Below are 19,000 nucleotides of genomic sequence, written 5' to 3'. Positions count from 1 at the left end.
CGCTCCCTCCATGAGCTCCGACACGACCGTCGCCGTCCTCGGCACGGGCATCATGGGCCTGCCGATGGCGCGCAACGCTGCGACCGCGGGCCTCGACGTGAGCGCCTGGAACCGCACGGCCGCCAAGGCAGAGCCGCTGCGCGAGCACCTCGTCGCCGTCGCCGCCGACCCGGCCGAGGCCGTGCGCGGCGCGTCGGTGGTCGTGACGATGCTGAGCGATGCCGATGCCGTGCTCGAGGCGATCGAGGCCGCCGCGGACGGGCTCGGCGACGGCGTGGTGTGGGCGCAGATGTCGACGGTCGGCCTCGAGGGGCTGGAGCGCTGCGCCGCCGAGGCGCAGCGCCGCGGCCTCGTGCTCGTCGACGCGCCGGTCGCCGGCACGAAGGCGCCGGCCGAGGCGGGCGAGCTGGCGATCTTCGCCGCGGGCCCCGCCGACGCGATCGACCGGTGCAAGCCGTTCTTCGACGCGGTCGGGCGCAAGACGGTGCGGCTCGGCGACGCACCCGGCGCGGCGACGCGGCTCAAGCTCGCGGTCAACCACTGGGTGCTCGGGCTGGTCGAGGCGATCGCCGAGACGCTCGCGTTCGCCGAGGCGATCGACGTGGCGCCCGAGAAGGTGCTCGGCGCGCTGTCCGGCGGGCCGCTCGACACGCCGTACCTGCAGATGAAGGGCAAGGCGGTCCTTGAGGGCAGGCTCGACCCGTCGTTCTCGCTGGCCATGGCGCGCAAGGACGCCGGGCTCATCGTCGAGGCGGCGGAGGCTGCCGGGCTCGATCCCGGCCTCGCGAAGCTCGTCGCGGAGCGCATGCAGCAGGCCATCGACGCCGGCCACGGCGACGAGGACCTGGTCGCGACGTACTACGCGACCGCCGTCGGCCGCGGGTAGGGCCGCGACACGTGGCGGCTGTCGCGGACGGTGAACCGCCAGTCCAGGTCGACCGCTTTCGTGATCCCGATCCGCGGCGCGCTGCGGACGACGTCGACGTCTGCCGTTCGCGGCCCGATGCGGATCGGGCCCGCGTGCTCGTCGGCGAGCCATGAGCCGTTGAGCTCGAGCCCGACGCCGAGCGCCTGCGTCAGCTTGCCCGGGCCGTTGCACAGCTCGCGGTCCGGGACGCCGCCGCGGCGCATCCGCATGACCTCGATGCCCTCCGTGGGCTCGAGCGCGCGGATCAGCACCGCGGCTCCGACGTCGGGCGACTCGCACACCGCGTTCAGCAGCGCGTGGATGCCGTACGAGCGGTACACGTAGGCGAGCCCCGGGTCGGCGAACAGCACCGACGTGCGCGCCGTCAAGCCGACGTACGCGTGGCAGGCCGCCTCGCTCATGTGGTACGCCTCGGTCTCGACGATGACCCCGGCCGTGTCGCCGTGGCGCAGCTCGCACCCGACGAGATCGCGGGCCACGTCGAGGACCGGGCGGTCGTAGAAGGCGGTCTTCACGGCCCGTCGTCGAGCAGCCCGCGCGCGAGCTCGAGCTGCTCGCGCACCCGCTGCAGCGACGTCCCGCCCTCGGAGACCTTCGACTCGAGCCACGACGCCTGCTTGAGCACGTCCGCCGCCTCGTCGCCGAGCGCGGGGATCGCGACGTCGGCCAGCGTGCGGCCGCCCTCGACCGCCTCGCGGACGAGACTGGCGACGACGCCGTGCGCCTCGCGGAACGGCATGCCGCGCTTGACGAGCAGGTCGGCGAGGTCGGTGGCGGCGATCAGCTCGTCCGACGCGGCGGACGCCATCCGCTCGCGGTCGAAGCGCGCGCCGGCGATCATCCCCTGCGCCGCGGCCAGGCTCAGCGACAGCGTCGTCTCCGCGTCGAAGAGGTGCTCCTTGTCCTCCTGCAGGTCCTTGTTGTAGGTCAGCGGGAGGGCGTGGATCACGCCGTACAGGCCGGTCAGGTGGGCGACCGCGCGCGGCGACTTCGCGCGCAGCAGCTCCGCCGCGTCGGGGTTCTTCTTCTGCGGCATGATCGACGAGCCGCTCGTCCACGCGTCGGGCAGGACGACGAAGCCGAACTCGCTGCTCGACCACAGGACGAGCTCGGCGCCGAGACGCGACAGGTGGGTCAGGCAGGTCGCCGCGGCGCCCAGGTAGTCGAGGATGAAGTCGCGGTTCGAGACGGCGTCGACCGAGTTCGGCGCGACGCCCTCGAAGCCCAGCTCGGCCGCGACGGCGCGGCGGTCGGTCTCGAAGTTCACGCCGGCCAGCGCGCCCGCGCCGAGCGGCAGGCGGTTCGCCTCGGCGGCGGCGAAGGCGAAGCGGCGCCGGTCGCGCTCGAGCATCCACACGTAGGCGAGCAGGTGGTGCGACAGGTACACCGGCTGCCCGCGCTGCAGGTGTGTGTAGCCGGGCAGCGCCCAGTCGAGGTGGCGCTCGGCCGCGTCGATCAGCGTCGCGATGAGCGCGGTGATCCGCTGCTGGGCCTCGCGCGCGGCGTCGCGCGTGAACATCGCGACGTCGGTGATGACCTGGTCGTTGCGCGACCGGGCGGTGTGCAGCTTGCCGCCGACCGAGCCGGCGATCTCCGTCACCCGCCGCTCGATCGCCATGTGGATGTCGACGTCGTCGGCCGTGAAGGAGAACGAGCCGTCGGCCAGCTCGACCTCGACGCGCTCGAGCGCCGCGTGCAGCGCGTCGCGGTCCCCGTCGGAGATGATCCCCTGCGTGGCGAGCATCCCGGCGTGCGCGCGCGACTGCGCGACGTCGTACGGCCACAGCCGCCGGTCGTACGCGATCGAGCTGTCGAGCGCGCGGAACGCGTCGTCGGTCGGTTCGGAGAAGCGCCCCTTCATGGGCGCCTGAACCTAGCCGAAGGCGCTGTCCTGGATGCTCGCGACCTGCCAGGCGAGCGCGAGCCCGAGGAGGTAGAGCGAGACGCCCCAGCCGGCGTAGGCGGCGCGGGCGCGGGGGAACCAGCGGCTCTCGGGATCCATGCCGGAGGACCAGGCGACGGGCAGCAGGAAGGCGAGCCCGCCGAGCAGCAGCAGCCACGGCAGCCAGCCGCTGAGGTAGTGCAGCTCGAGCTTCGGGTCCTCGGCGAGGATCGCGATGACGTCGTGGAAGAGGACGACCGGCCCGGCGGCGGCGAGCAGGAACCCGACCGCGCCCAGCCAGCGCGCCTGGCGGCGCTGCCGCAAGAGCTCCCGCTGGCGTCTGCCCGGGCCCATCTACCGAGCGTAGACGCGTGAGCGCACCGGAGGTTGGAGATTCGTCCGGTTGGGCGCGCCGGCGCGTCAGCGCGAGAGGACGCCGGCGAGCGCCTCGGCGACGAGCCCGACCTCGTTCTCGCTCATCTGCGGGAAGAACGGCAGCGCCACGGAGCGGGCGGCGACGTCCTCGCAGACGGGGAACTCGCCCTCGCGGTGCCCGAAGCGCTCGCGGTAGAAGCTCATGAGGTGGATCGCCGGCAGGTACGGCTTGGACTGCACGCCGCGCTCGCGCAGCGCGACGATCGTCGCGTCGCGCTCCACCCCGTGCGGCAGCTGGACGACGAACACGAACCAGCTGCGGCCGGGAACGTCGGCGGGCAGCGTCAGGCCCTCGATCCCGCCGAGCGCCTCGCGGTACTGCGCGGCGACGCGCTCGCGGTCGGCGAGCATGCCGTCCAGGCGCTCGAGCTGGGCGACGCCGAGCGCGCACTGCAGGTCGCTGAGGCGGTAGTTGAAGCCGAGCCGGTCGTGGTCGAGCCAGCCCATGTCGGGCGCACGGCCCTGGTTGCGCTCGGAGTCGATGCGCGCCTTCACGGCGGCGTCGCCGACGACGACCATCCCGCCCTCGGCGGTCGTCATCTGCTTGTTCGCGTAGAAGGCGAACACGGCCGGATGGCCGCGGCCGCCGACGACGGTGCCGTCGGCGTGGCGGGCGCCGAGCGCCTCGCACGCGTCCTCGACGATCGGCAGCCCGAAGCCCTCGAACGCGGGCGTGTCGGCGGGAGTCCCGAAGATGTGCACCGGCAGCAGCGCCGTGGTGCGGTCCGTGACCGCCGCGCGCGCCGCCTCGACGTCGAGGTTCAGCGTGACCGGGTCGATGTCCGCGAAGACGGGCCGCGCGCCCTGGTACAGGATGCTGTTCGCGCTGGCCACGAACGAGAACGGCGACGTCACGACCTCGTCGCCCTCGGAGACGCCGACGGCGCGCAGCGCGAGGTGCAGGCCGGCGGTGCCGCTCGAGACCGCGCTCGCGTGCTCGACGCCGAGCTTCGCGGCGAAGTCGCGTTCGAAGCGCGGCAGCATCGGGCCGAGCGAGAGCTGGCCGGAGCGGATGACCTCGAGGACCAGCTCCTCCTCGCGCTCGCCGAGGACCGGCTTGGCGAGCGGGATGTCGGTGCGCGTGCTCACGCCCGCGCCGAGCGCGCCGCCCGGGCGTGCTGCTCCTTGCCCGGCTGCATCGGCAGCTCGATCGAGTCGACGAGCGCCTGCCAGGACGCGGCGATGACGTTCTCGTGCACGCCGATCGAGCCCCAGACCTCGGCGCCGTCGGATGCGTCGAGCAGCACGCGCGTGACCGCGCCGGTGCCCTTCGTCTCGTCGAGGATGCGGACCTTGAAGTTGACGAGCTCGATGTCCGCGAGGTGCGGATGGATCTCGGTGATCGCCAGGCGCAGCGCGGCGTCGAGCGCGTTGACGGGGCCGTTGCCCTCGGCGGTCCGCACGTAGCGCTCGCCGTCGATCCAGATCTTGATCGTCGCCTCGGTCTCGACCTTGCCGTCGGCGCGCTGCTCGACGATGCAGCGCCACGACTCGAGGCGGAAGAGCGCCTCGTAGTCGCCGGACTCCTTGCGCAGCAGCAGCTCGAACGAGGCGTCGGCCGCCTCGAACTGGTACCCGGCGTGCTCGAGCTCCTTGACGCGCTGCAGCACCGCGGCCGGATCCACCTCGATGCCCGCGACGCGCGCCTTCTCCTCGACCGTCGCGCGGCCCGCGAGCTCGGAGACGAGGACGTCGTTGTGGTTGCCGACGAGGCCGGGGTCGACGTGCTCGAACGCGCGCGCCTCGCTGCGGACGCCCGCGGCGTGCAGGCCGGCCTTGTGGGCGAAGGCGTTCTTCCCGACGTACGGCTGGTCGGGGTCGGGCGCGCGGTTGAGCAGCTCGTCGGCGAAGTGCGCCGTCTCGGTCAGCTTCGCGAGGCCGCCCTCCGGCAGCACGTCATGCCCGAGCTTGAGCTGCAGCCCGGCGATGATCGAGACGAGGTTCGCGTTGCCGGTCCGCTCCCCCACGCCGTTCATCGTGCCCTGCACCTGCGTCGCGCCGGCCTCGACTGCGACGAGCGAGTTCGCCACGGCGCAGTCGGTGTCGTTGTGGCAGTGGATGCCGAGCGCGGCGCCGCCGAGCGCCTCGTGCACGTCGGCGACGACGCGGCCGATCGCGCCGGGCAGCGAGCCGCCGTTCGTGTCGCACAGAACGACCCGCTCGGCGCCGGCGTCGAGCGCGGCGCGCGCGCAGGCGAGCGCGTAGTCGCGGTCGGCGGCGTAGCCGTCGAAGAAGTGCTCGGCGTCGAAGAGGACGCGCTTGCCCGCGCCGACGAGGAAGGCGACGGACTCGGCGATCATCGCGAGGTTCTCCTCGCGCGTCGTGCGGACGACCTTCTCGACGTGCAGCAGGCTCGACTTGCCGACGATCGTGCACACGGGCGCGAAGGACTCGGCGAGGACGCGCAGGCCGGCGTCCTGGTCGGCGGCCGCGTCGCGGCGGCGCGTCATGCCGAACGCCGCGATCGTCGAAGTGCGCAGCGTCTCGCGCTCGAGCAGCGCGAACAGCTCGGCCTCCTTCGGGTTCGACGCCGGGAAGCCCGCCTCGATGAGGTGGACGCCAAGGTCGTCGAGCCGGTGCACGAGGCGCACCTTCTCGTCGGCGGTCAGCGTGATGCCCGCCCCGCCCATGCCGTCGCGGAGCGTGGCGTCGTAGAGCTCGATCGTCACGTCGCCGCCGGGACCGGCACCGGATCGAGCCAGTCCCGGTACTGCTCCGCGCGCCCGTGCAGGGCGTCCTCGAAGAGCGACTGGACCGCGCGCGTGACCTCGCCCGGCTCGCCCGAGCCGATCGGGTGGTCGTCGACCTCGCGGATCGGCGTCAGCTCGGCCGCCGTGCCGGTCATGAAGATCTCGTCGGCCAGGTAGAGGTCGGCCCGCGTCAGGTTCGTCTCGTGCAGCTCGTAGCCGAGGTCGCGCGCGATCTGCATCGCGGCGCGGCGGTTGATGCCCTCGAGGTTCGAGGCGATGATCGGCGGCGTCACGATCTTCTTGCCGCGCACGACGAAGAGGTTCTCGCCGGTGCCCTCGGACACGTAGCCGTGCTGGTCGAGGAGGATGCCCTCCTCGTAGCCGGCCTTGTGCGACTCGATCTTGGCGAGGACCGAGTTGAGGTACTGGCCGCACGCCTTGGCCTGCGGGATGAGCGACTCCTCGCTGATGCGCCGCCACGACGAGACCTTCGCGCGGACGCCCTTGCGCTTGCCCTCCTCGCCGAGGTACGCGCCCCACTCCCACACCGCGATGCAGACGTCGACCGGCGCCTCGAGCGGGAACAGGCCCATCTGGCCGTAGCCGCGGTAGACGAGCGGGCGGATGTAGCACTCGCGCATCCCGTTGCGGGCGACGAGGTCGAGCGTCGCCTGGCGCAGCTGCTCCTTCTCGTACGGGATCGGCATGTAGTACAGCTGCGCGCTGCGGAACAGCCGGTCGATGTGGTCCTGGTGGCGGAAGACCGCGGGCCCGATCTCCGTGTCGTAGCACCGGACGCCCTCGAAGACACCCGTGCCGTAGTGCAGACCGTGCGTGAGGACGTGGATCTTCGCCTCATCCCACGGCACGAACTCCCCGTTCATCCAGATGAGGTCGGCCTGCTTCACGGTCACTACGTCCTTTCCAGGTGGGCGAGCACCGCGTCCGTGGCCTCGTCCGTCGTGGCGTCCCCGCCGAGGTCCCGGGTGCGCAGGCCGCCTTCAAGGGCTGCGTCGACTGCCGATTCTACGGCTCCCGCCGCGTCGTCTCGACCGAGTCCGTGCCGCAGGAGCATCGCGAGCGACAGCAGCATCGCGAGCGGGTTCGCGATCCCCAGCCCCGCGATGTCGGGAGCGCTGCCGTGGACCGGTTCGAACACGCCGGGCTCGCCCTCGGCGCCGAGCGACGCCGACGGCAGCATCCCGAGCGAGCCGGTGAGCATCGCCGCCTCGTCGCTGAGGATGTCGCCGAACATGTTCTCGGTGAGGATCACGTCGTAGTGGCGCGGCGCGCTGACGAGCTGCATCGCGGTGCTGTCGACGAGCGCGTGCTCGAGCTGGACGTCCGGGAACTCGCGGGCGTGGAGCTCGTGCACGACCTCGCGCCAGAGCCGGCTCGTCTCGAGGACGTTCGCCTTGTCGACGCTCGTGACCTTCGCCCGGGCGCTGCGGAAGGCGACGCGCGCGATCCGCTCGATCTCCGCGGTCGTGTACTCGCAGAGGTCGCTGGCGCTCGTCTCGGTGCGCGTCTTCTCGCCGAAGTAGATGCCGCCCGTCAGCTCGCGGATGACGAGCAGGTCGGTGCCCTCGATGAGCTCGCGCTTGAGCGGGCTCGCGTCGTAGAGCGCGGGCGCCGGGCGCACCGGTCGGAGGTTGGCGAACAGGCCGAGCTCCTTGCGCAGGCCGAGCAGGCCGCGCTCGGGCCGGTCGGCCTTCGCGTCGGTGCTGTCCCACTTCGGCCCGCCGACGGCGGCGAGCAGGACGGCGTCGGCCTTGCGGCATGCCTCCAGCGTCTCGCCGGGCAGCGAGCTGCCGGCGGCGTCGATGGCGGCGCCGCCGAAGAGGTGCTCCTCCGTCTCGACGTCGGGGGCCACGGCCTCGAGCACGCGCAGGGCGGCCGCGGTGATCTCCGGGCCGATCCCGTCGCCGGGCAAGGTCACGATCGTGGTCAAGCGGTGGCCTCCATGTTGAGCCGGACGTAGTCGAAGGCGTCGACCTGCTCCACGACCTTGCGGGCGACGGCGTACGGGTCGGGCTCGGTGCGGAAGATGACCGTCGCCGCGAAGGTCACCATGTCGGGGACGACGGTCGGCGCGGGCTCGAGCCACGCGCGCACCGAGGAGAAGCCCGCGTCGCGCAGGCGGCGCTCGGTGTCCTCGGCGGTCGCGAACAGCCATGCGCCCCGGCGCCCGCCGGCGACGCCGAGCGTGCGGTCGAGGTTGCCGTGCCCGCCGCACTGCGCGATGAGGCGCCCGCCGGGCCGGATCGCCGCGTGGAGTCGCTCGAACAGGCGCTCGTGATCGGTGACCCAGTGGAACACCGCGCAGCTGAAGACGCCGTCGACCGGCTCGTCGAGGTGCAGTTCCAGCAGGTCCCGGTGCAGGACGGGGACCTCGGGCGGCAGCACCTCGCGGGCCTTCTCGACCATCGCCGGATCGCCGTCGACCGCCGTGACCCGGTAGCCGCGGTCGAGCAGCTTGCGCGTCACGCCGCCGCCGCCGCAGCCCGCGTCGAGGACATGCGCCCCGGCCGGGAAGTCGGCGCGCTCGAGGATCTGCTCCGCCCACCGCGCCTGCGGCGAGGCGATCTCCTCGTACGTCTTCGCGTCCCAGCCGCTCACAGCGCCGTCGTGACCGGCCCGGAGCGCTCGCGCTCGGCCTCGAACGCCGTGATCGCGTCCTCCTGCTGCAGCGTGAGGCTGATGTCGTCCAGGCCGTTGAGGAGGCGGTGCTTGATCTCCGGGTCGATGTCGAAGCTCGCCGTGCCGCCCTCCCAGCGGACCTCCTGCGCGGCGAGGTCGACCTGCGCGTGGCCGGCCTCGGCGATCGCGTCGACGGCCTCGCGCGGCAGCTCGACCGGCAGCAGGCCGTTCTTCGTGCAGTTGTTGCGGAAGATGTCGGCGAAGTTGACGGCGACGATCGCCTTGAAGCCGTAGTCGGTGAGCGCCCACGGGGCGTGCTCGCGACTCGATCCGCAGCCGAAGTTCACGCCGCTGACGAGGATCGGGTTCTTCGGGATGTCGAGGCCGTTGGCCCGCCACTCGTGGAAGCAGAACTCGCCGAAGCCGGTCCGCTCGACGCGCTTCATGTAGCGCGCGGGGATGATCTGGTCCGTGTCGATGTCGTCGCGCATCAGCACGGTGACCGGGCCGGTGATGGTCTCGATCGCGTCCATGGTCTAGCTCCAGTCGCGGATGTCGACGAAGTGGCCCTCGATCGCCGCGGCGGCGGCCATCTGGGGCGAGACGAGGTGGCTGCGGGCGCCGCGGCCCTGCCGCCCCTCGAAGTTGCGGTTGCTCGTGCTGGCGACGCGCTCGCCGGGCGCCGCGACGTCCGGGTTCATGCCGAGGCACATCGAGCACCCGGCGGCGCGCCAGTCGAAGCCGGCGGACCGGAAGACCTCGTCGAGCCCCTCCGCCTCGGCCTGGGCCTTCACCTGCTGCGAGCCGGGCACGACCATCGCGATGACGCCGTCCGCGACCTTGCGGCCGTCGAGCATCGACGCGGCGGCGCGCAGGTCGCCGATGCGGCTGTTGGTGCACGAGCCGATGAAGACGCGGTCCAGCTTGATCTCCGTCATGGGCGTGCCGGGCTGCAGCGCCATGTACTCGAGCGCGCGCTCGTCGCCCTGGTCCTGCGGCTCGGGCACCGCGTCGGTGACGGAAACGACCATCTCCGGCGTCGTGCCCCAGGTGACCTGCGGGCTCAGCGCGGCCGCGTCGACGACGATCTCGCGGTCGAACGTCGCGCCGTCCTCGGTGTGCAGCTCGCTCCACGCGGGGTCGATGTCGACGCCGCGCTCGCGCAGCCAGGCGAAGGTCGTCTCGTCGGCGGCGATCATGCCCGCGCGGCCGCCGCCCTCGATCGTCATGTTGCAGATCGTCATGCGGCCCTCCATCGAGAGCCCCTCGATCGACGTGCCGGCGAACTCGACGGCGTGGCCGGTCGCGCCGTTGACGCCCATCTGGCCGATCGTGCCGAGGATCATGTCCTTGGCGGTGACGCCCTTGCCGAGGTCGCCCTCGTAGAGGATCCGCATCGTCTTCGGGCGCTTCTGCACGAGCGTCTGGGTCGCGAGGACGTGCTCGACCTCGCTCGTGCCGATGCCGAAGGCGAGCGCGCCGAACGCGCCATGGGTCGCGGTGTGCGAATCCCCGCAGACGATCGTCATGCCGGGCTGGGTGACGCCGAGCTCCGGCCCGATGACGTGGACGATCCCCTGGCGGTCGGACCCGAGGCTGTAGACGGGGACGCCGAACTCCTCGCAGTTGCGCTCGAGCGTCTCGACTTGGACGCGGCTGAGCTCGTCCTTGATGAGCCGCGCGACCGGCGTGCCGTCGGTCGGCGTGTTGTGGTCGGCGGTCGCGAGCGTGCGATCGGGGCGGCGCACCTGGCGGCCCGCCATGCGCAGGCCGTCGAACGCCTGCGGGCTCGTCACCTCGTGGACGAGGTGCAGGTCGATGTAGATGAGGCCCGGCGCGACCTCGTGCGCCTCCCAGATCTTGTCGAACAGCGTCTTCGGCATGTGCGTGTGGTCCTCCTAGCTGCGCCGCAGGCCGGCGGCGACGACGGCGAGGAACGTCGCCTCGGTGCCGTCTGGGTTCTCGAAGTGGTGGGGCAGGTCGGCGTCGAACGTCACGGTGTCGCCCGCGGCGAGGCTGTGGGTGTCGCCGTCGATGTGGAGCACGATGCGGCCCGACTCGACGTGCACGACCTCGCGCGATCCGGGCTCGTGGCTCGGCGGGTCGCCGGGGCCGCCGGTCGCCGCGCCCGGCCGCAGCGTGTGGCGGCTGAGCTCGGCGCGCTGACCGGGCAGGCTCGGCGTCAGGACCTCGAAGCGGTGGCCGCGCTTGTCGCGTGCGGGCTTGGAGTCGCCGGCGCGGACGATGGAGACCGAGCCGCCCTCGTCGAGGCGCAGCAACTGGCTGAGGCTGAGCTGCAGCCCGGACGCGATCCGCCCCGCGACCTGCAGCGTCGGGCTCGTCTCGCCGCGCTCGACCTGGCTGAGCATCGGCGCACTGACCCCCGAGCGATCCGCGAGATCGCGAAGGCTGAGCCCCTCCGCCTCGCGCAGCGCCCTGATCCGCGGTCCCACCGACACCGTCATACGGCTGTACGTTATCGCATACGCTCGATCGACGGCGGATCGAGGCCGGGCGATACGGTCCGGCGCGTGAAGGGGTCTGGGATGAGGTTGCCGGACGTGCTCGTCTGCGCCGCGGGCGGGATCCTCGGCGAGGCGTGGATGAGCGGGCTGCTGGCCGGCCTCGAGGACGGATCCGGCCTCGACTTCCGCGACGTCGAGGACTTCGTCGGCACGTCCGCGGGGTCGATCGTCACCGCGCGGCTCGCCGCCGGGCAGCGGCCGCGGCGGCCGAAGGGCGCGGGAGCGGATCCCGGCTGGGCACAAGACGCGACCGGCGTGGAGAGCGGCATCGCGGGCGGCGGGAGATCGGCTGTCCTTCCCGACGCGGCGAGGGCCGTCATCCGTGCCGGCGCCCTGATGACCGCGCCGTTCCTCTCCCCCGCTCTGGCGTTCGGCGCGCGGCCGGGCGCGCGCGTGCGGGCGCTCGCGCTCGCGCGGGTTCCGGACCAGCGGCGGACGCTATCGGCGCTGCGCGGGGAGGTCGAGGCGCTCGGGTCGCGGTTCGACGGGCGGCTTCGCGTCTGCGCCGTCGAGGTGGAGAGCGGGCGGCGGATCGTGTTCGGGCGCGCGGGGGCGCCGAAGGCGTCGGTCGCGGACGCGGTCGTCGCGTCGTGCTCGATCCCGTGGGTCTTCCGGCCGGTGCGCATCGACGACCGCCGGTACGTCGACGGCGGCGCGTGGTCGCTGACGAACCTCGACGCCGCGCCGGCGGGGCGCGACAGCGAGGTGCTCTGCCTGCATCCGTCCGGCAGCCGCGCGTTCGACCTCTCCTCCGCGATGGGCCTCGCCCGCGCCGGGCTCGCGGCGGCGGCGGACGTCGAGGCTCTCGCGCTGCGCGGGCGCGGCGCGCGCGTGCGCGTGATCGGGCCGGACGAGACGGCCGCAGCGGCGATGGGCAGGAACTTCATGGACCCGCGGCCGGCGAAGCGGACGCTCGAGGCCGGCTACCGCCAGGGCCTGGCGCTCGCGGCGGCGCGGTGAGCGCCGCGGCCCCAGCGCGCGGCGGGCTCGGCCAGCCGGTCGGCGCCGGGCTCATCACCGCGATCGTCGGCTTCTCGGGCGCCTTCGCGGTCGTGCTCGCCGGCCTGCGCGCGGTCGGGGCGAACGACGCCCAGGCGGCGTCCGGGCTGCTCGTCCTCTCGGTCTCGATGGGCCTGCTCAGCATCGCGCTGAGCCTCCGCACGCGGATGCCGATCGCGATCGCCTGGTCGACGCCCGGCGCCGCGCTGCTCGTCTCCGCCGGCGCGGTCGAGGGCGGCTGGCCGGCCGCGGTCGGCGCCTTCGCGGTCTGCGGGGTGCTGCTCGTCCTCGCCGGGCTCTTCCGGCCGCTCGGCCGCTGGATCGCCGCGATCCCGGGGCCGATCGCCAGCGCGATGCTCGCCGGCGTCCTGCTGACCGTCTGCGTCGAGCCCGCGAAGGCGGTCGGCGCCTCGCCCGCCGAGGCGCTGCCGGTCGTCGTCGCCTGGGCGCTGCTCGCCGTCTTCGCGCGCCGCTGGGCCGTCCCGGGCGCGCTCGCCGCCGCCGGGGTCGTCATCGCCATCGCAGGCGACCCGGTCGACGCCGGGCAGCTCGCACCGGCGCTGGCGTTCACGACGCCCGCGTTCGAGCCGGCGACGCTCATCGGCATCGGCGTCCCGCTCTTCCTCGTGACGATGGCGTCCCAGAACGTCACCGGCATGACGGTGCTGGCGAGCTTCGGCTACCGGCCCGACCTGCGCCCCGTGCTCGCCAGCACCGGCGCGGCGACCGCGGCGATCGCCCCCTTCGGCGGCCACGCGGTCAACCTCGCGGCGATCACCGCCGCGCTCGCCGCGGGCCCCGACGCCGGCCCGGAGACGTCGCGCCGGTGGATCGCGGCGGTCACGAGCGGGATCGGCGTCGTCGTGCTCGGCCTGACGGCGGGCGTCGCGACGGCGGTCGCGCTCGCCGCCCCCGACGGCATCGTCGAGACGGTCGCCGGGCTGGCGCTGCTGCCGCCGCTCGCGGGCGCCCTCGGCGCCGCGGCGGCCGAGCCGGACCAGCGCGAGGCGGCGACCCTGACGCTCGTCGTCAGCGCCTCCGGCATGACCGTCGCCGGCATCACGGCGCCGTTCTGGGGCCTCCTCGCGGGGCTCGCGCTGCTGGGCCTGCAGCGCCTCGCCCGCCGCTAGCCGCTCTGCGCAGTTCGCGCAGCTTCGCGGGAGCTCACCAGTGCCAATTCGTTGGCACTGCACCCCACTTCGCTCAAGGTCTCCCGTGACTGCCGATCAACCGGGCATGGTCACCGGAGCCGGCCTGCCCGCTGCCCTGCGGCGGGCGCATCGTGACGAGAGAGGGTTCCAGCTCATCGAGCTGCTCGTCGTCATGGGCCTGCTCACCGTCGTCCTCGGGGCCATCCTGTCGATCCTCGACGTCACGAACCGCACGGCGCCGCCGCACATCGAGCGCGGCCAGCGCATCCGCGACGGCGAGACCGCGGTCGCGCGGCTGGTGCGCGACGTCCGCGCCGCGAGAAGCGTCACGGTCACCTCGTCGCGCGTCGTCGACCTCGTCGTGCAGTCGCGGACCGGCAGCGACGCCATCGCGTACCGCAGCGTGCGCATCGACTGCTCGTCCGGCCAGCAGTGCCTTCGCTCCGAGGGACCATCCGGAGGGCCCCTGTCGGGAGCGGTGGTGATCGCGACCGGCGTGACCAACACCGACGTCTTCGCCGCGACCCCGTCGACCGGCACGCCCGCCTACCTCGGCATCAAGCTGAGCCTGTCCGTGCAGGGCAGCACCCGTCCGTACACCGTCGTCGACGGCGCCCAGCTGCGCAACGCCCCATGACCGCGCTTCCCAGGCAGTTCGCGCGCGAGGAGGGCTTCACGCTCCTCGAGCTCCTCATCGCCGGCTTCATCCTCGCGATCGCGCTCATCCCGATCGTCGGAAGCATCGACAGCTCCACGCAGCTGACGCTCGGCGCGCAGGCGCGCGAGCAGATGAGCGCCTACGGGCAGAGCGAGCTCGAGCGGCTGCGGACGATCCCGTACGACAGCCTCGGCCTGACGACGCTGCCCTCCTCCGCGTCGGCCGGCAACGCGGCGAACGACAGCCAGCCGAACAACCCGCGCAACCCGAACTTCTACGTCAACGGCCCGAAGTTCCGCGTCATGGCGGACTACTCGAACAAGCTGAGCGGGCCCGCGTCGGGCATCTCGTCGGGGGGCGAGGACCTCGTCAGCGGCGGCACCGTCGCGACCGGCCCGGACACCGCCGCGGTCGGCGGGATCTCGATCCAGGTCTTCCGCTACGTCACCTGGCGCGACGACGCCGGCTGCCCGACCTGCGCGGGCACGCAGGACACGAAGCGCATCACGGTGGCAGTCGCCCCCGCTTCGCCCTCCGGCTCGGGCACGCGCGACGTGCGGCCGATGTACTTCTCCACGGTGGTGACGCCATGAGGCGCGTGCACGAGGACGAGCGCGGCGTCGTCATGGTCGTCGTGGTCATCGTGATGCTGCTGCTGCTGGCGCTGAGCGCCATCGCGCTCAGCCAGGCATCGCAGAGCTCGACCTCGTCGGTCCGCGACACGTCGAGCAAGGCGGCCATCCAGGCCGCGGACGCGGGCATCAACGTCGCGCGCTTCCGCGCGACGAAGGCGATGGGCACCGCGTGCACCGACGCCGCGGGGGTCAGCGTCGCGCCGCAGACGATCGGGACGACGTCGTGGTGCCCCGCGGTCACCGAGCAGCTCGACGACCAGCGCACCTACACGTACCGGATCACCGCCAACACCTTCGGCGATCGCATCGCCGTCAGCAGCGGGACCACGGCGGGCGTCACGCGACGAGTGCGCGCGACGCTGAAGCGCAACACCGTGCCCGGCGTGACGATGGGCGTGACCGCGCTCTCCTCCGTCTCGATGACCGGCGGCTCGGCCGTCTTCAACGACCCGAACGGGGCGAACCCCGGCGGGCCGTACGGCGACATCGGCACGAACGGCACCATCACGGTCGGCGGCAACTCCGTCGACCAGATCCGGAACGCTCTGCTCGGGCCGTCCGGCACCGTCTCCGGCGGCATCCCGGTGTCGCGGCAGACGCGCGTCGCGGCGTTCTCGCTGCCCCTCCCCGACTTCGAGGCGCCCGAGAACCTCAACGACAACGCGAAGATCCCCGTCGGGACCACCGGCTGGAACCCGGCGACGCGCACGATCGACCTCAACAACACGACGATCGCGCTCGACACCGGCATCTACAGCTTCTGCAGCATCAACATCGCGGGCGGCGGCCTCTTCGTGAAGCCCGGTGCACACGTGCAGATCTTCCTCGACTCGCCCGACCGCAACGCGGCCTCCACGAACCCGCAGTCGTCGTGCGGCACCACGACGGGCTCGGGCACGGTCAGCGTCTCCGGCCAGGGCAGCCTGCAGGCGTGCTCGGTGATCTCGGGCAGCACCTGCACGACCGGCAACCCCGCCGACCTGCTCATCACGATGTACGGGCGCCCGAGCGTGGGCTACGACGCCAGCGTCGCCGGCGGCGCCGCGAAGACCGCCGTCTTCTACGCCCCGCGCTCGAACTTCTACCTCTCGGGCAGCGGCAAGACGATCGGCTCGATCGCGGTCAACAACGCGACGTTCGCCGGCGGCTCGTCGATCTGGTACGACGACCGCTCGAGGGACGCCGGGTTCGAGCCGTACCTGCGCGCGACGTGGCTGGAGTGCCGCTCCGGCGCGCCGACGGCCGATCCCGGGTCCGGCTGCTGATCGTCGGCTAGGGGGTCGGCGCGAGCTCCGGCTCGCCCGGCGCCTCGACCGCCGCGCGCTGCTTGCGCACCGCCTGCGACAGCGCGCGGACGTACGCGCGCCCGGCCGCCTCGAGGATGTCCGTCGCGACGCCCTGGCCGGCGGCCGTGTGGCCGTCGAGCTCGAGCACGACCGACGTGTCGCCGAGCGCGTCCTGGCCGCCCGTGACCGCGTCGACGCGGAACTCGCGCAGCCGCGCGTCGACGCCGGTCGCCGCGTTGATCGCGCGGAAGATCGCGTCGACCGGGCCGTCGCCGGTGAAGGAGCCCTCGCTGATCGATCCGTCCGGCGTGCGCACCGCGACCGTCGCGTGCGGCGGCCGGCGCGAGCTGGCCTCGACGTCGAACCACTCGAGCGTGTAGCCGGCGAGCTCCTCGCGCAGCTCGTCGGTCACCAGCGCCTCGAGGTCCATCGCGGTGACCTGCTTCTTCTTGTCCGCGATGTCCTTGAAGCGGTCGAACGCGTGCCGCAGGACCTGGCCGTCGACCTCGTAGCCCAGCTCGGCCAGCGCCTGCTTGAGCGCATGGCGGCCGGAGTGCTTGCCGAGCACGATCTGGTTGGCGTCGAGGCCCACCGTCGTGGCGTCCATGATCTCGTAGGTCGTGCGCTCCTTCAGGACGCCGTCCTGGTGGATGCCCGACTCGTGCGCGAAGGCGTTGCGGCCGACGATCGCCTTGTTCGGCTGGACCGGGTAGCCGGTGAGGCGCGAGACCAGGCGCGACGTGCGCGCGATCTCGGTCGTGACCGCGCCGGTGCGGTACCCGACCGCGTCGCCGCGCGTGTGCAGGAGCATGATCAGCTCCTCCAGCGACGCGTTGCCGGCGCGCTCGCCGATGCCGTTCACCGCGCACTCGACCTGGCGGGCGCCGGCCTGGATGCCGGCGAACGAGTTCGCGACCGCCAGCCCGAGGTCGTCGTGGCAGTGCACGGAGAGCACGACGTCGCGCAGGCCGGGCGCCAGCTCGTACAGGCGGCCGAGGAACGCCCGGAACTCGTCGGGCATCGTGTAGCCGACGGTGTCGGGGATGTTGATCGTCGTCGCGCCCTCGTCGATCGCGATCTGGATCACCTCGGCCGTGTACTCGACGTCGGCACGGGTCGCGTCCATCGGCGAGAACTCGACGTCCTCGCACAGCGACCGCGCGTGCGCGACGGCGGCGCGCGCCTGGCCCTTGACGTCCTGGCGCGTCGACTGCAGCTGGTGCTCGATGTGGATGTCCGACGTGGAGATGAACGTGTGGATCCGAGGTCGGCGCGAGGCGCTGACGGCTTCCCATGCACGCTCCACGTCCGCGGCGTGCGCGCGGGCGAGGCCCGCGATGACCGGGCCCTCGACCTCGGACGCGATCGCGCGGACCGCCTCGAAGTCGCCGGGCGACGCGATCGGGAAGCCGGCCTCGATGACGTCGACGCCGAGCCGTGCGAGCTGGTGCGCGATCTCGAGCTTCTCGGTCGCGTTCAGGCTGATCCCCGGCGACTGCTCGCCGTCGCGCAGGGTGGTGTCGAAGAGGATGACCCGCTGGTCGTCGTTCATGGCGTGCTTCGTTCCTTTCTCGTTCTCTCGCCTTGTCCTTCGTTCGCGGCTTCGGGCGGCCGCCACGCGCAGCTGCTCCCCCTAGCGGGGGAGGAGAAGGAGGAGGCGGAGGTCGAGAAGGCGCGCCATGTGCTTCGCGGAGTGTACGCACCGGCCGCGCCGGGCGGCAAGAGGACCGGCCGGCGCGGCAAGATGCGCTGGATGCGGCACACCGCCAGGAGCTGGTGGCTGGACGAGGCGGGCGGCCTGCCCGACGAGGCGGTCACGCCGCTCGACGGCGATCACCGCTGCGACGTCGCGATCGTGGGCGGCGGCTACACGGGCATGTGGACCGCGTGGCACCTGCTCGAGCACGAGCCCGGCCTGCGCGTGACGATCCTCGAGGCCGACCTGTGCGGCCACGGCCCGAGCGGGCGCAACGGCGGCTTCGCCGAGGACCTCTGGCTGAACCTCCCGTCGCTGCGCAGGCGGTTCGGCGACGACGGCGCGCTCGCGGTCGCACGTGCCGCGGAGGAGACCGTCGCGGCGATCGGCGCGTGGTGCCGCGCGCAGGAGGTCGACGCGTGGTTCCGCCCCGGCGGCCAGCTCGTCGTCTCCACCTCGCCGGCCGGTGACGACGCCGGCGCCGACGCGGTCGCCGCGGCCCGCGAGCTCGGCGTCGCCGAGCACGTCGTCGCGCTGACCCCCGCGGAGGTCCGCGAGCGCTGCGCCTCCCCCGTCTTCCGCGCCGGCGTCCTGCTGCCCGGCAACGCGACGGTCCAGCCGGCGCGGCTGGCGCTCGGCCTGCGCCGGCGCCTCGTGCAGCGCGGGGTCGTCGTCCACGAGCGCACGCGCGTGCGCGGCGTGGGCGCGGACGGCACGCTGCGGACCGACCGCGGGACGGTGCGCGCCGGCCAGCTCGTCCTGGCGGCGGGCGGCGCGCTCGCCTCGCTGCCGCCGCTGCGCGGCCGGCTGACCGTCGCCTCGAGCCACATCGTCCTCACGGAGCCGGTCCCCGACGTCCTCGAGGAGCTCGGCTGGACGGGCGGCGAGTGCATCACCGACGCCCGCCGGCTCCTGCACTACCTGCGCACGACGAAGGACGGGCGCATCGCGTTCGGGTGGGCGGGCGGACGGCTCGCCGCGGGCGCGCGGCTCGGCGGCCGCATCGACGTCGACGCCGGCGTCATCCGGCAGACGCAGGCCGACCTCGTCCGGATGTTCCCGCCGCTCGCCGGCCGGGCGATCACCCACGCGTGGGGCGGCCCGATCGACATCTCCCCCGCGCACCTGCCGTCCGTGGGGACGCTCGAGGGGTCGGGCCGCGTCCACTTCGCCTTCGGCTACACGGGGAACGGCGTCGGCCCCACCCATCTCTGCGGCCGGATCCTCGCCTCGCTCGCGCTCGGGCGCGACGACGCGCCTGCGCGCCTGCCGCTCGTCGGCGCCGACGGTGGGCGCGTCCCGCCCGAGCCGCTGCGCTGGCTCGGCGGCACCGTCGTGCTCGGCGCGATGAAGCGCGTCGAGGCGGCGCAGGAGCACGGCGGCCATGCCGACCCCGTCAGCCGTTTCGTCGCGGCGCTGCCGGAGAGGCTCGGGATCACCGTCGGCCGCTAGGCTGAGGGTCGTTGCCCACGCAA

19 protein-coding genes are annotated in these 19,000 nt (G+C 73.2%); 7 read left to right on the top strand and 12 right to left on the bottom strand.

What is annotated here, in order from left to right; translation table 11 throughout:
• Positions 1 to 10: 10 nt before the first annotated feature.
• Positions 11 to 886 carry an NAD(P)-dependent oxidoreductase gene (locus AC1UE4_RS04015; protein ID WP_482915935.1) on the top strand — a complete coding sequence of 292 codons (876 nt, stop codon included), beginning with the start codon at positions 11 to 13 and terminating at the stop codon, positions 884 to 886.
• Here AC1UE4_RS04015 and AC1UE4_RS04010 read toward each other — a convergent pair.
• From AC1UE4_RS04010 to AC1UE4_RS03960, 11 genes are all read right to left on the bottom strand, one after another.
• A complete protein-coding gene (locus tag AC1UE4_RS04010; RefSeq protein WP_482915934.1) occupies positions 859 to 1,443 on the bottom strand; it encodes a DNA-3-methyladenine glycosylase in 585 nt (194 codons plus the stop codon). The genes AC1UE4_RS04015 and AC1UE4_RS04010 overlap by 28 nt on opposite strands.
• A complete protein-coding gene (argH, locus tag AC1UE4_RS04005; protein ID WP_482915933.1) occupies positions 1,440 to 2,789 on the bottom strand; it encodes an argininosuccinate lyase in 1,350 nt (449 codons plus the stop codon). Before argH ends, AC1UE4_RS04010 begins: the two co-directional genes overlap by 4 nt.
• Before the next feature lie 12 nt (positions 2,790 to 2,801).
• Positions 2,802 to 3,164: a hypothetical protein gene (locus AC1UE4_RS04000; RefSeq protein ID WP_482915932.1), complete on the bottom strand. Its 363-nt coding sequence runs from the start codon at positions 3,162 to 3,164 to the stop codon at positions 2,802 to 2,804.
• A 66-nt stretch (positions 3,165 to 3,230) separates the two neighbouring features.
• Positions 3,231 to 4,334 carry a DegT/DnrJ/EryC1/StrS family aminotransferase gene (locus AC1UE4_RS03995; protein WP_482915931.1) on the bottom strand — a complete coding sequence of 368 codons (1,104 nt, stop codon included), beginning with the start codon at positions 4,332 to 4,334 and terminating at the stop codon, positions 3,231 to 3,233.
• Positions 4,331 to 5,914, bottom strand: coding sequence for a citramalate synthase (cimA, locus tag AC1UE4_RS03990; protein WP_482915930.1), 1,584 nt, complete (start codon positions 5,912 to 5,914; stop codon positions 4,331 to 4,333). The genes AC1UE4_RS03995 and cimA overlap by 4 nt, the downstream gene beginning before the upstream one ends.
• Positions 5,911 to 6,849, bottom strand: coding sequence for a branched-chain amino acid transaminase (locus tag AC1UE4_RS03985; protein WP_482915929.1), 939 nt, complete (start codon positions 6,847 to 6,849; stop codon positions 5,911 to 5,913). The genes cimA and AC1UE4_RS03985 overlap by 4 nt, the downstream gene beginning before the upstream one ends.
• On the bottom strand, positions 6,849 to 7,886 hold the full coding sequence (gene leuB / locus AC1UE4_RS03980; protein ID WP_482915928.1) for a 3-isopropylmalate dehydrogenase: 1,038 nt from the start codon (positions 7,884 to 7,886) through the stop codon (positions 6,849 to 6,851). The genes AC1UE4_RS03985 and leuB overlap by 1 nt, the downstream gene beginning before the upstream one ends.
• Complete coding sequence (locus tag AC1UE4_RS03975) at positions 7,883 to 8,554, bottom strand: class I SAM-dependent methyltransferase (protein WP_482915927.1); 672 nt, start codon at positions 8,552 to 8,554, stop codon at positions 7,883 to 7,885. Before AC1UE4_RS03975 ends, leuB begins: the two co-directional genes overlap by 4 nt.
• A complete protein-coding gene (leuD, locus tag AC1UE4_RS03970) occupies positions 8,551 to 9,108 on the bottom strand; it encodes a 3-isopropylmalate dehydratase small subunit (protein WP_482915926.1) in 558 nt (185 codons plus the stop codon). The genes AC1UE4_RS03975 and leuD overlap by 4 nt, the downstream gene beginning before the upstream one ends.
• A 3-nt stretch (positions 9,109 to 9,111) precedes the next feature.
• Positions 9,112 to 10,458 (bottom strand): 3-isopropylmalate dehydratase large subunit, encoded by a 1,347-nt coding sequence (leuC, locus tag AC1UE4_RS03965; RefSeq protein WP_482915925.1) that lies wholly within the window; start codon positions 10,456 to 10,458, stop codon positions 9,112 to 9,114.
• 15 nt (positions 10,459 to 10,473) lie between these two features.
• Positions 10,474 to 11,040: a helix-turn-helix domain-containing protein gene (locus AC1UE4_RS03960; RefSeq protein ID WP_482915924.1), complete on the bottom strand. Its 567-nt coding sequence runs from the start codon at positions 11,038 to 11,040 to the stop codon at positions 10,474 to 10,476.
• A gap of 81 nt (positions 11,041 to 11,121) precedes the next feature.
• Between AC1UE4_RS03960 and AC1UE4_RS03955 the strand changes: the two genes are divergently transcribed.
• From AC1UE4_RS03955 to AC1UE4_RS03935, 5 genes are all read left to right on the top strand, one after another.
• Positions 11,122 to 12,060, top strand: a complete 939-nt coding sequence (locus AC1UE4_RS03955) for a patatin-like phospholipase family protein (protein WP_482915923.1) — start codon at positions 11,122 to 11,124, stop codon at positions 12,058 to 12,060.
• Positions 12,057 to 13,229, top strand: a complete 1,173-nt coding sequence (locus tag AC1UE4_RS03950; protein WP_482915922.1) for a benzoate/H(+) symporter BenE family transporter — start codon at positions 12,057 to 12,059, stop codon at positions 13,227 to 13,229. Before AC1UE4_RS03955 ends, AC1UE4_RS03950 begins: the two co-directional genes overlap by 4 nt.
• Before the next feature lie 106 nt (positions 13,230 to 13,335).
• Positions 13,336 to 13,887, top strand: coding sequence for a prepilin-type N-terminal cleavage/methylation domain-containing protein (locus AC1UE4_RS03945; RefSeq protein ID WP_482915921.1), 552 nt, complete (start codon positions 13,336 to 13,338; stop codon positions 13,885 to 13,887).
• A complete protein-coding gene (locus AC1UE4_RS03940; protein ID WP_482915920.1) occupies positions 13,884 to 14,501 on the top strand; it encodes a type IV pilus modification PilV family protein in 618 nt (205 codons plus the stop codon). Before AC1UE4_RS03945 ends, AC1UE4_RS03940 begins: the two co-directional genes overlap by 4 nt.
• A complete protein-coding gene (locus tag AC1UE4_RS03935; RefSeq protein WP_482915919.1) occupies positions 14,498 to 15,808 on the top strand; it encodes a DUF7305 domain-containing protein in 1,311 nt (436 codons plus the stop codon). Before AC1UE4_RS03940 ends, AC1UE4_RS03935 begins: the two co-directional genes overlap by 4 nt.
• Before the next feature lie 7 nt (positions 15,809 to 15,815).
• Here the strand turns inward: AC1UE4_RS03935 and AC1UE4_RS03930 are convergent, their stop codons facing one another.
• Positions 15,816 to 17,381 (bottom strand): 2-isopropylmalate synthase, encoded by a 1,566-nt coding sequence (locus tag AC1UE4_RS03930; RefSeq protein WP_482915918.1) that lies wholly within the window; start codon positions 17,379 to 17,381, stop codon positions 15,816 to 15,818.
• A 141-nt stretch (positions 17,382 to 17,522) separates the two neighbouring features.
• Between AC1UE4_RS03930 and AC1UE4_RS03925 the strand changes: the two genes are divergently transcribed.
• Positions 17,523 to 18,977, top strand: a complete 1,455-nt coding sequence (locus AC1UE4_RS03925) for an NAD(P)/FAD-dependent oxidoreductase (protein ID WP_482915917.1) — start codon at positions 17,523 to 17,525, stop codon at positions 18,975 to 18,977.
• Positions 18,978 to 19,000 lie beyond the last annotated feature (23 nt).

It is taken from the genome of Parviterribacter kavangonensis (assembly GCF_056863335.1).
Note: the sequence above shows the minus strand (reverse complement) of the source record. Positions and strands in the feature narration are given on the sequence as shown.